Source organism: Acinetobacter sp. UBA3106 (genome assembly GCA_002365595.1).
Lineage (GTDB): Bacteria > Pseudomonadota > Gammaproteobacteria > Pseudomonadales > Moraxellaceae > Acinetobacter.
The window spans coordinates 102688-117322 of the sequence record DFAM01000023.1; the positions used below are offsets into that span (position 1 = coordinate 102688).

A 14635-nucleotide genomic window follows, 5' to 3' on the forward strand; every position below is an offset into this window, starting at 1 on the left:
GAAATTGCAGCCTAGAGTCCGTTCCATGCTTCTCCATAAGAATTTAATTACATTGTCTATTTTTGCTGTTATTGCCCCAGCTGTTTTTGCTGATGAGGATGCTAAAACTCAACAACTCGCCACCCTTAAATTGCAGGCACATCCCTTAGTACAGTCAGCTGCAGATTTTGCAGTGGCTGATCAAGTGATTGATCACAAAAAGCTTGCCGAAGGCGGTACGAGCATTGGTGACGCTTTGGCGGGTGAGCTTGGGGTATCTTCGAACCAGTATGGTTCAGGTTCAAGCCGTCCAGTCATTCGCGGACAGGACGGTGCGCGGGTAAAAATCTTGCAGCATGCTTCTGAAACAGCCGATGTCTCTACGCTTTCACCAGACCATGCAGTAACGGTTGATCCTATTCTGGCGAAACAGGTCGAGATTATTCGTGGACCATCGACTTTGCTGTATAGCGCAGGAAAAGTGGGTGGACTGGTCAATGTCACCGATAATAAGATTCCAGCGCAAATGCCTGAAAAGGGTTATGAAGGTCAGCTGGGCTTACGTTACAACACGGGTAGTGATGAAAAACTGGCTAGTGCGGGTGCCACGGTGGCTTTAGCCGATCAGGTGGCTTTACGTGTAGAAGGCTCAAAACGTGATGCCAACAATTATATCGCACCCGGTTATTTCCATGATCATGATGGCGAGTTAGAAAAAGAACGCCGCGTCGGCAATACCTTTGCTGAAGGTGAAACGGTCAATGTCGGATTGTCCTGGATTCATGACCGCGGTTTTAGCGGGATTTCATACAGTAACCGTCAGGACCAGTATGGCTTGCCGGGCCATAGCCATGAATATGAAGACTGCCATCCGCATGATAATGAACTCTTTTGTGGTGACCATTCAGGTCATGCACTGGACCATGATGAACATGATCATGATGAAGAACATGGTCATGCAGCCGGACCGTGGGTCGATTTGAAAACAGAACGCTATGATTTTCGCACCGAACTTAATGATCCTTTTGCCGGCTTTCAAAAGCTGCGTGCCCATGCCAGCTATACTGACTACAAGCATGATGAAATTGAAGAAAATGCTGTGCAAACCAGCTTTAAAAGTAAAGGCTATGATGCACGTTTAGAACTGGTCCACAATCCGATTGCCAACTGGGAAGGGATGATCGGTGCTCAATATAACCAGCAAAAACTGGATATTACTGGGGCAGAAGCCTTACTGGATCCGAACAAAACCCAGAAATGGAGTCTGTTTGCCCTAGAGCATAAACAGTTTGATGATGTACACGTCGAATTGGGTGCACGTTTGGATCAGCAAAAAATTGACATCGATTCCAATAAAAAAGACTTTGATGATTATGGTTTTTCCTACTCAGGCGCGCTGAACTGGGAATTTGCGCCGAGCTATAAATTATCACTGGTCGGTTCGCATCAAGAACGTCTGCCTTTGGCGCAAGAACTGTATGCCAATGGCAAACATTTTGCGACCAATACTTATGAACGCGGCAATGAAAACCTGGCTGCAGAAAAATCCAATAATCTGGAGCTGGGCCTGCACTATGAAAATGGTCCGCTGGATTATCATGTACATGTCTATCACAACTGGTTTGACAACTACATTTATGCGGCAACCACAGATAAATTTGAAAACTTCCGTCTGGTGGATTACACCCAAGATAAAGCCAAGTTTTATGGCGCTGAAGCAGCTGCTTCTTATGCACTGAGTGATACCTATAAAGTGGGTGTGTTTGGCGATTATGTGCGGGGCAAAATCGAGAGTGAAAATGCACCTCGCGTTCCGGCAGGGCGTCTAGGAACCAAAGTGGATGCGAGTTTTGATGATCACTGGTCAGGTCTGGCTGAGTATTATCATGTGTTTAAGCAAGACAAGACGGCCAGCTATGAACAGGAAACTAACGGCTACAACATGTTGAATGTGGGTCTGTCTTATGCGGGCCAACTGAAAGATCGCAACGATTACCGCGTGTATTTTAAAGCCAATAACCTGCTGGATGATCAAGTCTATTCACACGCTTCATTCTTGTCGAATATTCCACAAGTAGGACGTAACTTTACTGTGGGTCTGGAAGTGGGTTTCTAGAAAATCTTATTCTGAAATCTGCTGATCCAAACAGGTGAAACAGAAATCCTCTTGATAAATCAAGCAATAAAACCTAGTCTGATGATATTGGACTAGGTTTTTTGTTATGCGTATTTTTCAACGAATTCATCAGAAACTGAACTGGTCACGCCGTCGTTATATCAGCGTGATTATCGGTTTGCTGGCTTTGGGATATCTCTCCTCGGCCATTTATCATACTTATAAGCCGTTGCCTGAAGGCCTGAATTTTAGCGGTAAGTTGCGTCATGCTGAGGTGAAGTTTATTGCAGATCAAACCTATCTGGATGCGACTGGAAAACAGCAGCAAGACCATCATATTTTTAATGAAATGTTAAAGTTGATTGATGAAGCGCAGACCACCATTGTACTGGACATGTTTTTATTCAATAGCGAAGTAGGGGAATCGACCTTAGCGCATCGCCCACTCGCACAACAGCTCACCGATGCCTTAATTGCAAAACGCGGCGTTCAGCCAAATATTGAAATTAAAGTCATTACCGATCCGATTAATTCTGTCTATGGTGGTCTTGCACCCAAACATTATCGTCAGTTAAGAAACGCAGGCATTGATGTGATTGAAACGGATTTAAGACCACTGCGTGCATCCAATCCAATATGGTCGGGCTTCTGGTATCTCTGTTGTCAGGATGCCGGTAATAATCCTGAAAAAGGCTGGCTCGCCAATCCATTTGGTCAGGAAAAAATTACCCTGCGCAGTTATTTTAATCTGTTTAATTTCAAGGCCAATCACCGTAAAACCTTGGTGGCAGATACAGCTGAAGGCTGGAAAGCTTTGGTGACTTCGGCCAATCCGCATGATGGCAGTTCGCGGCATTCCAACGTTGCCTTGCTGGTAACGGGTAATACCGCAATTGATGTATTAAAAACCGAACAGGTAGTCGGCCGAATGTCCAAAGGTGACATTCCTATGGTGATTACCGGGGAGTTTCAGGGTGATCAGTCTTTACCTCAGGTTCAGGTATTGACGGAAAAAGCCATTTACGATGCAACCCTCAAACTGATTGAAACTGCCAAACCCAAAGAGCAGATTGATTTGGCCATGTTCTATTTGTCTGAACGACATATTGTGAAAGCCTTGATTGCAGCGCATGAGCGTGGAGTTAAAGTTCGTGTCTTGCTCGATCCGAATAAGGATGCTTTTGGGCGGAAGAAAAATGGTATTCCTAACCGGCAAGTGGCTTCTGAATTAAATGCTGCCGGTGTGCCGGTGCGTTGGTGTAATACTCAGGGTGAGCAATGTCATAGCAAGATGATCATCAAAGCAAATGCACAGCAGTCAAACCTGATTTTAGGTTCAGCCAATTTCACTGCACGGAACATCAAAAACTATAATCTGGAAACCAATTTACGCGTGGTTGGTTCATCACAAGCAGCTGTATTTACGGATGCTCAAGCTTATTTTGATACGGCTTGGGCCAACTTGAATGGTAAAAACATGAGTGTGGATTACCGTCAATATGCAGATGAATCGAAAATGAAATATGTGATTTATCGTTTTATGGAATGGAGCGGGTTGTCGACGTTTTAATTTTGATTTATGAATAGAAATCCCTCCTAACCTCCCTTTAAGAAAGGGAGGAAAGTCCCTCTTTGAAAAAGAGGGATTTAGGGAGATTTCATTTTTTTTTAATTTTTTGGCTCAGGATTAGGCGGAACCATCTGATCCAGATCTTTATCAGAGAGTTTATCCAGCTCGTGTAAATCTGTTTTAATTTTCCACTGGCTTTCATCTTCAACCGGCTGAGGTAAACGTGCCTCTAACCAGTCACAGACGACATCGGGTGTAAAATCTGGATGATTGCACTGAATCACCCAAGCCAAAAAGTCTTTGGCTTCACCATTCATATAAGGTGGCGGAGAGACAGGCAAAAACTGTGTCGGTAAACGCTCATTCTTGGAAATGTAATTCAATACATGACCTAGTTCCTGTACGGTTTGCCAGGCCAGAGGGTGTTCAATATTGATTTGAAATTTAAACCACCAGGCATGATGACCATCTGAACCATAGGCATTAATTAAAGATTCTTGAATACTTGGAACCTTGCAAAAGAATTGATGTAGGCGGTCAAAACTTAAATCAGACACTCTGTTTGATCCCATAATAAAAAACAGTATTTTAGCATATTCAGCATTTGAGTCGGGATGTCTCTCAATAGAAAATCCGTGAACTATTTCATTTACAAAACTTTGCATTTGCTGTTTTTTTATTCATTTTTTATCCTACACTCGGGATTAAAATAAGTTTTATACAGTAGGTGGGGGGGCTCTTATGAAGTTAGCAGTTCTTTGTGCTTTGAGTGGCATGCTACTCTTGGGAGCTTCTGCAACAACGCAGGCGGAAAATCGCTGGTCAAATTATCGCGGGGTAGATACTACCAAGTATCAACCTCGTCCCTACTATCCGCAAAATCATTATCCACAAAACAGTTATCCTCAAAATCACTATTCGTATCAGCAGCGAAATTATCCACAGCGCTATCCGAATTATCCGCAGCGTCCACCGCATCATCAGAATTATCCGGTCATTCAGAATGGCGTTAGCATTCAATATCAGGCACCTACGACCATCACACAAAACTCTCAAAGTTATAGCTGGGTGAATGGTGATCCGAGAACGGCACGAATTGAAAGCTCAAGTACGACCTTTATCAGTGATTGGGAGCGTTTAGGTTTACCTGCACCGCCGACTGGCACCTATTGGATATATGAAAATGGTCGTTATGTGTTGGTGCCGAATCGCTGATTTGAAACCTCTCCCTAACCCTCTCTTGCGCTTCACTTTAAAAGCAGTGCTTTAAAATGCGCTCAGGAGAGGCAATTATGCTAGTTTAAGCCAATTCATCATCTTGGGGTTGTGGAGTTTTACCTTCAGGCAATGGCTTTTCTGAGTGTTTATCGCGAATCACCGACGGATAGGTCCAGGAAGAAAAACGCACCACCAAAATCGAAAATGCCAGAATCAGAATTGAACCGGTAATAATGACCAGATCCATATCGGCTTTATGGTCATGTTGGATATCTGAAATAAGTAAACGGGTCAGTGCAGTAATGGCAATATAAATTAAAAAACGCACTGGCATATGATTGGTTTTGAAGTAAATACCCACCATGGCACCCAATTCAAGATAAATAAACAGCAGCAAAATATCGTCAATGCTTGCAAATTTTTTAATGGTTAAAATTTCAAATACCGTATGTCCGGCAGACCAGATCACCATACAGCCAATAATAAACAGGGCAATATAGTGAAAACTTTCTACGGCGATATTTCCGAAACGGTCGAGGAGGGTCTCAATTTTTTCAACTTTGCTATCAGGTTTTGGCATCTTTTCCTCCTGTATCTTGAATGGTTATTTAGATGAATTATCATGCAATTTTCATGCACATTAGAAATGGAAAAATGAAAGATTATAAATAATTTAAGAGAGTGTATTTTTTTTATACTAAATTCATGTAATGTATGAATGGTTATTTCATTGATCAGGGAAAAGAAAATGTTAGAAATAATTCAAACAAAAATTAATAATTTACAGAATGGCAAAAAACTTATTTTAGGTTCAGGGATTAAAATGGACGAAATGCAGAAGCTGATTGCATTATGCGAAAATTTACAAGCCGAGGGGGTGATTAAAATTGTGAAAATGAATCAAGACACACAGCGTGACAAAAAAAGTACAGATTCGATTGTTGTTGAGAAAATCTAATTCATTTTTATCCATAAAAACGCCTGCACATGCAGGCGTTTTTTTATAGCTTATTTTTTATTTAAAATTAAGCCTGGGTTGTAAAGTAATCTTCAGAGAAGTTCATAACCACTTCAGCACCGGCTTTTACTTTGGTAATGCGCAGTGTAAGTTCAGGCAAAATGCGTTGTACAAAGTAAAGTGCAAGTGACAATTTATTTTGATAGAACTCGCCGTCTTTGGCTTTCGCTGCATTGGCAATTTTTGCAAACATGTAAGAGAAGCTGAGCAGACCTACTGCATGCAGATAATCCACTGCTGCTGCATTCGGGAAGTCGATATTCTCTTTACTTGCTTCTAAAATATATTGCGTTACCGATTCAACTTCTGCTGCTGCATCTAAAGTAGCATCTTTAATGAAGTTAAGATCTGCATCTAGGCCATTGGTAAAATCACGGATTTCCTGGATGTATTCTGCAATGAAAGCGCCACCACATTTAATGGTCTTACGGCCGATCAAATCCTGTGATTGAACGCCGTTGGTACCTTCGTAAATCTGTGAGATACGCAAGTCACGGATACACTGTTCCATGCCCCATTCACGAATGAAGCCATGACCACCAAACACCATTTGTGCATCTAAAGTTGCGTTAAATGCTGTGTCAGTCAGATAAGCTTTTGCGATTGGCGTTAATAGCGCAACACGGTCATTGGCTTTCTTCACTGCTTCTGCATCAGTCGAGAATTTGGTGATGTCGAGCTGTTGACCGACATACACGGCAAAGGCACGAGATGCTTCGTTGTTGGCACGTGCATTAAGCAGCATACGGCGTACGTCACCATGGACCAAAATACTGTCCGCAGGTTTGTTTGGAGATTTCACGCCAGAAGCACTACGGCCTTGAATACGGTCAGTCGCATATTGCGCAGCATTCTGGTAAGCAAACTCAGAAGCACCTAAACCTTGAATACCCATAGACAGACGTTCGTAGTTCATCATCACGAACATGGCAGCCAGGCCTTCGTTTTCTTTACCGACTAAATAACCTTTGGCACCGTCAAAGTTCATCACGCAAGTTGCAGAGGCTTTAATGCCCATCTTGTGTTCGATTGAACCTGGACCTGCATGGTTTCGTTCACCCAAAGAACCGTCTTCATTGACCAGGAATTTCGGTACGATAAACAGTGAAATACCACGTGAACCGGCAGGTGCATCAGGCGTTTTCGCAAGAACAAGGTGAATGATGTTTTCAGCCAGGTCATGGTCACCACCGGTAATGAAGATTTTGGTACCAGTAATGTTGTAAGTACCGTCTTCGTTACGTTCAGCTTTGGTTTTGATAATACCCAGGTCTGTACCGGCATGTGGCTCGGTTAAGCACATGGTACCTGACCATTCGCCAGAATAAATTTTAGGTAAATAGGTTTCTTTTTGCTCTTGAGATGCATAGCTGTTTAACGCCATACCTGCACCGACAGAAAGAAGCGGGTAGAGCATGAAAGATGGGTTAGTCGCGAACAGCATTTCGTCTGCAAGCACAGTCAGCATTTTCGGCATGGCTTGACCGCCCCATTCTTCATCTGCTGCCAGGCCAATCCAGCCGCCTTCCGCATATTGTTTGAAGGCCTCTTTAAAGCCAGCAGGTGTGGTCACATTACCGTTGCTATATGTTGCACCTTCTTCATCACCAGTACGGTTTAAAGGTAAAGTCACGTTTTGTGCAAATTTCGCCATTTCTTCAAGAATGGCTTCTGCTGTTGCTGCATCAACATGCGCAAGATTTTCATTGTTTTGCCAGAATTGTTCTGCATTGAAAACATCGTTCAGGATGAATTTCATATCCGCAAGAGGCGCATTATAGATTGGCATAGTGAGTCACCTGTTTATTGTTTGATTCAGTTCGGTTTGATGAGTCTAATACAGGAAAATTCATGTTGTTAGACGACTAAAGGTTAATTATTTTCTATCTTTGATAAAGAAAAAGGACTGTCAAAAGTCTGACCGTCCTTTTTCTCACATCAGTTTAAAACCATGTACTTAGAATGCGAAGTGTTCAGCATCTAAAGCAAGTAATGGCTCAACGCCACCCGCAATCACGTCAACGTGTGAGCGAACGCGTGGAAGAATTTTCTTGAAGTAGAAACGGGCAGTAGTCACTTTCGCGTTGTAGAAATCTACGTCAGTTGTACCAGCAGCCAATGTTTCCTGAGCAACAAGTGCCATACGAGCCCATAGGTAAGCAAGCGTTACATAGCCAGAGAAGTACAGGTAATCTACTGCAGCAGCGCCAACTTCATCCGGGTTTTGCATTGCACGCATACCAATCTGCATAGTCAAATCACCCCACTCTTTGTTTAGAGCAGCAAGTGGTTCAACAAATTCTTTCATTGCAGCATTGTCTTTGTGGGCTTCGCAGAATTTATGGATGACTTTGGTGAAGTCTTTCAACATTGCACCTTGAGTACCCAAAACTTTACGACCTAACAGGTCAAGCGCCTGAATTTCAGTGGTACCTTCGTACAAGCAAGCGATACGTGTATCACGAACAATCTGTTCCATACCGTGTTCAGAGATGAAACCGTGACCACCGAATACTTGAACGCCGTGTTTCGCAGATTCAGAACCGGTTTCAGTCAAGAATGCTTTTGCAATCGGAGTAAGTAGCGACAACATGTTGTCCGCAGCTTTACGTTCTTCAGTTGCACCTTGCTCTACCGTGTCTGCATAGAAAGACAACAAGTAAACCAATGCACGGCCAGCTTCAGCAAAAGATTTTTGCGTGAGCAGCATGTTGCGTACAGCAGGGTGAACAATAATTGGATCTGCTTCTTTTTCTGATGCTTTAACGCCTGAAAGTGAACGCATTGCCAAACGGTCTTTAGCATAAGCCAATGCACCCTGGAACGCGCCTTCAGAAGCTGAAAGACCTTGTACCGCAGTACCAATACGGGCAGTGTTCATGAATGTGAACATGCAGTTTAAGCCGCGGTTTTCAGGGCCAATCAGGAAGCCTTTTGCGTTATCAAAGTTGATTACACACGTCGCGTTACCGTGAATACCCATTTTGTGTTCGATTGAACCACAACGTACTGCATTGCGTTCACCAATTGAACCATCAGCATTCAGGTTAAATTTAGGAACGATAAATAATGAGATACCTTTAGTGCCTTTCGGTGCACCAGGAAGACGCGCCAACACGATGTGAACAATGTTCTCTGCCATGTCGTGTTCACCAGCAGAGATAAAGATTTTCTCGCCAGAAATTGCATAGCTGCCATCTGCATTTGGTTCAGCTTTAGTACGGATAATACCCAGGTCAGAACCTGCATGAGATTCAGTCAAGCACATGGTACCCGTCCATACACCTGAAACCAGGTTAGGCAGGTAAGTGTCTTTTTGTTCTTGAGAACCGTGATGTTCCAAAGTACGCACTGCACCGTGTGAAAGGCCAGGGTACATGCCCCATGCCCAGTTTGCAGTACCGACCATTTCAGAGATCACGTTGCCTAAAGAAACAGGTAATGCTTGACCGCCATATTGTTCTTCAGCAGAAAGTGACGGGAAACCCAATTCGATATATTTTTGATACGCTTCTTTAAAGCCTGTAGGTGTAGTCACTACACCGTCGTTCCAGGTACAACCTTCACGGTCGCCCACTTGGTTTAGAGGAGAAAGTTCATTTTCACAAAAGTCAGCCGCAGCTTCTAAATATTGATCAACCAATTCACGGCTTACGGTGTCAGAAAATGCCGGCAAGTTTGCATAATGTTGTTCAGCATTTAACAATTCATGTAGAACAAATTGCATATCACGTAAGGGCGCTTTGTATTGTGGCATATCGGTTTCCTCAATACTGGTTTAACCAGCTTATAATCCTAATAAACATTGAAACGTGCTTTCAATAACACGTATTTGTATGGCTTAATCGTGCAACATCTTCTTACTTGGTACAAGCGTTTCCATGCGTTTTCTTGGTGACTGTAAAGTCAAAGATTTCTAACTTGAAATTGCTAAGTAGCTTGAGTGTAAATGCTTTTATGTTTTATTCGATGTCATAAATAGTCAAAAACCTAAAATTTTATAAATAATAAAAAAGGCGCAGTATTGCGCCTTTTTTATTTGGGAGAGGTTTTATGATGCTTACTTTATTGCAGCAGGAGCAACAGGTGCTTTAGGCTGGAAGCGAACTTCACATTTACCATTCATACTGTGGGTGCCCACCTTAACTTGTACTGCAGCGCCATTGGCTTTGCCCTGACAAGCTTTTAACATGGCTTGCTGATGCGCTTGACGTTGTGCCAGGCGCTGATCAAATTGCTTGGTTAGTTCAGCACGTTTGGCATCAGTGAGTGGTTCTGATGATCGCATTTGCATGCCTTTCATCCCACCGGCCATACCTTGCATATGCATATCTTTCATTTCACCACGCATGCGTTTCATCTCTTGACGATCCGCTTTGAAGCGCATGTTACATGTACCATCAATGGTCTTTTCACCAGCCTTGATTTGTACGGCAGAGCCGACCGCTTTACCATCACAAGCTGTTTTCATGCTTTTCATCATTTGCTGGCGTTCGGCACGGGCTTGCTGAAAATGCTCACGCTGTTCAGGTGTCATGTTTCGTTTATGCTTTTGATGATCCTGCATCATGCGCGCATGATCAGCATCTTTATCTTGAACGGTATTGGTGGATTGACAGGCAGTCAAAGCACCCATGCCAATTAGGCTTGCGCCCACTAAAGCTATTTTTGCCATGGAATTCATTGTTGTTATCTCCAATGAAAAAAACGAAATTTGATAAGTTAAAGATTAAACAATAATGATGAAGAAACAATGAAGAGTATTTTTTTAGAAGGTTCGTTACAATGACCTAATTGAAAAGAAATCTTGAGACTTTGCTTTTGAATATTCGCCGTGTTCCGATCGCCTTGCGCTTGTTTTTGACCGTATTACTCACGACTTTAGTGATTACCACGGTCAGTCTGGGTGTATTGCATTGGACCATGCAAAAGAACTTTGCCCGTTATGTGGCAGATGTGGAAATGCAGAAGCTGGATCATGTGATTAGTAATCTGGCTGGCGTCTATTCGGTTTATCATGACTGGGGTAATGCCATTCAGGCGCAAATCCTGCAAATCGAAGGCACGGCTGCACCGGATGACTATGACCGTTTGTCTCGCTGGTGGTTACGTCGTCAATATGATATTGCTTTGCAGCAGCGTTATTTTCAGGAAAATACTTTAATCAGTGTTTCTCCGGGATTAAATAAAACCGAGCAGAGTAAACCGATTTTAGATGCAGAAGAACTGCGCATGATGGAGTTGAATTTACCTTCAGAGTATCAGCCTTTTGAAGGACTCAAATTTCCTTTAAGTTCCAATCAGAATATCTTCCGTCCAGACAGAAAATCGGAAGCTAAACCTGGCGATACTGCACAAAACCAGAACCAAAGCCAGAATCAGAAAAAGCAGTTTATCTCTTTGCCCGACCGTTTAGGTTTAAGTTCCCGGTTATCCTTATATGATGCCAATAAACAGTTTGTAGTAGGCGAGCCGTCTGATATTCCAGTTTCCTATCGTCGTATTATGGTGAACGATAAAATTGTCGGTTATCTGGGGTTAAAACCGGTGCTGGATCAGGATGATGCTTCAAGTATTAACTTTTTCAGTAATCAAAAACGTTATTTATTATTGGTATATGGATTAACTTTTCTGACCAGCCTGATCGCAGCGTTATTGCTGGCCACTTATTTTAAAACGCCAATTCAACGCTTGCTGCAAGGTACACGCGAACTGACCAAAGGCAATTTCCAGCATCAGGTCAAAGTCAACCGTAATGATGAACTGGGTGATTTATCAACAGAGCTGAACCATCTTGCCGTGATTCTGGATCAGCATGAACAATCACGCCGTCAGTGGGTGGCAGATACTTCACATGAATTAAAAACTCCGTTGGCGGTACTGCAAGCCCAAATTGAGGCGATGCAGGACGGTATTCGCAAACCCACACAGGAACATTTTGAATCGATGCTGCGTCAGGTCACCAGTCTGAAAAAACTGACTCAGGATCTGGCGGATTTGGCTCAGGCTGAAGCACAGCAACTAAAATGTTATTTTGCCGAAGTGAATCCCTGGAATGTGGTACTGCAAGAAGTTGAAAACTTCAAACCAAAATTTGCCCAAGCGGATCTGTCTGTTTCAGTACAGGGTGAAGGCGCGAATTTACAATTAGATATAGATCGTTTTAAACAAATTATGGTCAACTTACTTGGTAACAGCATTCGCTATACTGAAGCGGGTGGTGAAGTGCGTGTGCATACCGAGCAATCGGCGACCCATTGGAGCGTGATTGTGGATGACAGTCCGCTTGGATTGAGTGATGAACAGTTGGCACGTTTAGGCGAGCGCTTCTATCGTGTGGATGATTCGCGGACCCGTAGTACCGGTGGTACAGGTTTAGGTTTGGCATTATCTGGTAAAATTGCGCAGGCATTAGGTGGAGAGCTAAGTTTTGATCATTCACCACTCGGTGGTTTGCGTTGCAAACTGACTTTTCCAAAACAGTTAAACAAATAAAAGGATGAGATTCATGAAACATGTCATGCTGGTTGAAGATGAAGTTGAACTTGCGCAGCTGGTGCGAGACTATCTGGAAGCGGCTGGTTTTGAAGTCAGTATGTTTCATGATGGGCAAGAAGCGTATGACAGCTTTACTCAGCGTAAACCAAGTTTAATGATTCTGGACTTGATGGTGCCGCGTATGGATGGCTTGACGATTTGCCGTAAAGTACGTGAACAGTCTGATTTGCCAATTATTATGGTGACTGCACGGACTGAAGAAATTGACCGTGTGTTGGGTTTGAACATGGGTGCAGATGATTATATTTGTAAGCCTTTTAGCCCGAAAGAACTGGTGGCGCGTGTACAAGCGGTGTTGCGCCGTTTGGACCGTCATGCCGAGCCTGAACAGAACAGCCTGTTCCGTATGGATAAAGCCCAGCAACGAATCTGGTATCAGCAAAAAACCTTGAACTTAACGCCAACTGAATTCCGTTTGCTTGAATTATTCCTGGAGCACGTTGGACAAGTTTATTCACGTGCGCAATTACTCGATCATATCAATCCAGACAGCTTTGACGTCGCAGACCGTGTGATCGACAGCCATATTAAAAACCTGCGCCGTAAAATTTCTGATGCTGCCGAAACAGGCAACCGTCATGAATGGATTCAGGCGGTGTATGGTGTGGGTTATCGTTTTGAATATCCTGAGGATTGATTGAAATATAATTTTAAAATCATTGTAAAGCTCCTAAAAAAGCTTTATTTTTTAGGAGCTTTTTTTTACTCATAATTTTAAGAGGGTAGGGGTAAATGATTTTAAAAAAAACACTATTAGCAATAAGCTGTTCTTTCTTTTTAGTGGCTTGTGGTGGTGGAGGTGGTGAGTCATCTTCATCTAGTGGAACAGATGGTGGACAGGTAACGACACCTGCTTCAGATTTAGAAAAAGCAAAACAACTTGTAAAAACAACCAATGCTATTGTTTCTTATTATGATGGTTTTCAAAATATTGCTGATCAATATAAAGTTCCTGCACAAGTAATAAATGACACATCTTCAGATTTGAGCCGTGCAACGAATTTATTATTAGTGATTGCAGAGGTTGTTACTCAGGATGCGCAGGGGCAGACCAAAACTTATACAGCACAACAAATACAGGATTTAATTAATCAGGATGATGCACGTAATTTTAAATTCAAGAGCAATAATTTAACCGCTAAGGTGGTTGGTGACTCTATTACCATTTCAGGTGATGCCAGTGTCCAATATTGGCAAGCGTTTAATTGGGATAAAATTACAGCGGACAATGCGTGGAGTAATACAAATTGGTATAATGATTCTGCATACTCAATTTATGGTGATGATGCTGAAGTTACAGTATCAAATTTGGTCTTAGAAGCACCATTTATTGATACCGCTCGCACAACTTATAATTATAAGATTCAGAATAATGGAAAAATTTCTACCAAGAATCTTAAAAATCAGACTGCGAGTTTTAGTTTTACCTCTGATAGTACTGCATCTATGGTTTATGCTACGGCAGACACCATGGAAAACCGTGAAGGTATTCCAAATCAAGCGACTTTGAAATTACAAGGTTTAGTCTTTGAAAGCGCAGATGTAAAAGCTAATTTATCTGAAGTTTCTTTAATTGTACGCAAAGCTATATTTAATAATGGTGTTGGAATTCAAGAACAATTGATTCCATCTGAATTAGTGCTGAAAGGTCTTGTAAGTTATCAGCAGGAATCCTTGAATTTAGAAGCCAAACTTAATTTGAATAATGATTTATCTCAAGCTATTGATGTGAGTGCTGGACAGGAAACATCGACTAATTTCATCAATGCGAATTTAAATGTCAAATTAAGTGGTAACTTAAAAGGCGCCAATGCAGTACCTACACCATTTAGCATTGATATTAGCGCAAAACGTGCTGAATTTACCAAAGGTACAGCGACTGTTGCCGTTGTCGTTGATAAAAATGCATTGGATATTGAGTTAACTGCAAAAGACCTAGATCAGGACCATCAAATTATTGCGGGTGTGCTTAAGCATAAAAATGGAGCATCCATCAGTATTGCAGATGTACAGAATTTTACCTCAGCGAATATTCTGGTTGCAGGAAAAAGTTATGGGACACTCACTAAAAATTCATCTGGGCAATATGTGGTTAAATTTAGTGATGACACAATAACTTATATCGCTCCTTAATCTAAAACTTAACTTTGAGAAGAAGGCAGCATTTGCTGTCTTC

At 42.3% G+C, this 14635-nt stretch carries 12 protein-coding genes; 7 read left to right on the forward strand and 5 right to left on the reverse strand.

Annotated features, from left to right (window positions below):
* Positions 1-25: 25 nt before the first annotated feature.
* Both znuD and B4C48_RS12925 read left to right on the forward strand, forming a co-directional pair.
* Positions 26-2095 carry a zinc piracy TonB-dependent receptor ZnuD gene (gene znuD / locus B4C48_RS12920; protein WP_291357152.1) on the forward strand — a complete coding sequence of 690 codons (2070 nt, stop codon included), beginning with the start codon at positions 26-28 and terminating at the stop codon, positions 2093-2095.
* Positions 2096-2201: 106 nt separating this feature from the next.
* Complete coding sequence (locus tag B4C48_RS12925; protein ID WP_291357154.1) at positions 2202-3665, forward strand: phospholipase D family protein; 1464 nt, start codon at positions 2202-2204, stop codon at positions 3663-3665.
* Positions 3666-3763: 98 nt separating this feature from the next.
* Here the strand turns inward: B4C48_RS12925 and B4C48_RS12930 are convergent, their stop codons facing one another.
* Complete coding sequence (locus tag B4C48_RS12930) at positions 3764-4222, reverse strand: hypothetical protein (protein WP_291357156.1); 459 nt, start codon at positions 4220-4222, stop codon at positions 3764-3766.
* Between the two features lie 184 nt (positions 4223-4406).
* On the opposite strand from B4C48_RS12930, the gene B4C48_RS12935 reads away from it, so the two are divergent.
* Positions 4407-4880: an RcnB family protein gene (locus tag B4C48_RS12935; RefSeq protein ID WP_291357158.1), complete on the forward strand. Its 474-nt coding sequence runs from the start codon at positions 4407-4409 to the stop codon at positions 4878-4880.
* 85 nt (positions 4881-4965) lie between these two features.
* On the opposite strand, the gene B4C48_RS12940 is transcribed toward B4C48_RS12935, so the two are convergent.
* Positions 4966-5463, reverse strand: a complete 498-nt coding sequence (locus B4C48_RS12940; RefSeq protein ID WP_291357160.1) for a phosphate-starvation-inducible protein PsiE — start codon at positions 5461-5463, stop codon at positions 4966-4968.
* Positions 5464-5631: 168 nt separating this feature from the next.
* On the opposite strand from B4C48_RS12940, the gene B4C48_RS12945 reads away from it, so the two are divergent.
* Positions 5632-5841 (forward strand): hypothetical protein, encoded by a 210-nt coding sequence (locus B4C48_RS12945; RefSeq protein WP_291357162.1) that lies wholly within the window; start codon positions 5632-5634, stop codon positions 5839-5841.
* A 67-nt stretch (positions 5842-5908) separates the two neighbouring features.
* Here the strand turns inward: B4C48_RS12945 and B4C48_RS12950 are convergent, their stop codons facing one another.
* The 3 genes from B4C48_RS12950 to B4C48_RS12960 all read right to left on the reverse strand — a co-directional run bounded on the left by B4C48_RS12950 (position 5909) and on the right by B4C48_RS12960 (position 10585).
* The gene (locus B4C48_RS12950; RefSeq protein WP_291357164.1) at positions 5909-7690 is read right to left on the reverse strand and encodes an acyl-CoA dehydrogenase C-terminal domain-containing protein; all 1782 of its coding nucleotides are present in this window, start codon (positions 7688-7690) and stop codon (positions 5909-5911) included.
* Positions 7691-7858: 168 nt separating this feature from the next.
* Positions 7859-9658: an acyl-CoA dehydrogenase C-terminal domain-containing protein gene (locus B4C48_RS12955; protein WP_291357166.1), complete on the reverse strand. Its 1800-nt coding sequence runs from the start codon at positions 9656-9658 to the stop codon at positions 7859-7861.
* Between the two features lie 303 nt (positions 9659-9961).
* Positions 9962-10585 carry a hypothetical protein gene (locus B4C48_RS12960; protein ID WP_291357168.1) on the reverse strand — a complete coding sequence of 208 codons (624 nt, stop codon included), beginning with the start codon at positions 10583-10585 and terminating at the stop codon, positions 9962-9964.
* 137 nt (positions 10586-10722) lie between these two features.
* Between B4C48_RS12960 and baeS the strand changes: the two genes are divergently transcribed.
* The 3 genes from baeS to B4C48_RS12975 all read left to right on the forward strand — a co-directional run bounded on the left by baeS (position 10723) and on the right by B4C48_RS12975 (position 14592).
* Positions 10723-12396: a sensor histidine kinase efflux regulator BaeS gene (gene baeS, locus B4C48_RS12965; protein ID WP_291357170.1), complete on the forward strand. Its 1674-nt coding sequence runs from the start codon at positions 10723-10725 to the stop codon at positions 12394-12396.
* A 13-nt stretch (positions 12397-12409) separates the two neighbouring features.
* Positions 12410-13096, forward strand: a complete 687-nt coding sequence (locus B4C48_RS12970) for a response regulator (RefSeq protein ID WP_291357172.1) — start codon at positions 12410-12412, stop codon at positions 13094-13096.
* A gap of 95 nt (positions 13097-13191) precedes the next feature.
* The gene (locus B4C48_RS12975) at positions 13192-14592 is read left to right on the forward strand and encodes a hypothetical protein (RefSeq protein ID WP_291357174.1); all 1401 of its coding nucleotides are present in this window, start codon (positions 13192-13194) and stop codon (positions 14590-14592) included.
* The last annotated feature ends 43 nt before the right edge of the window (positions 14593-14635 follow it).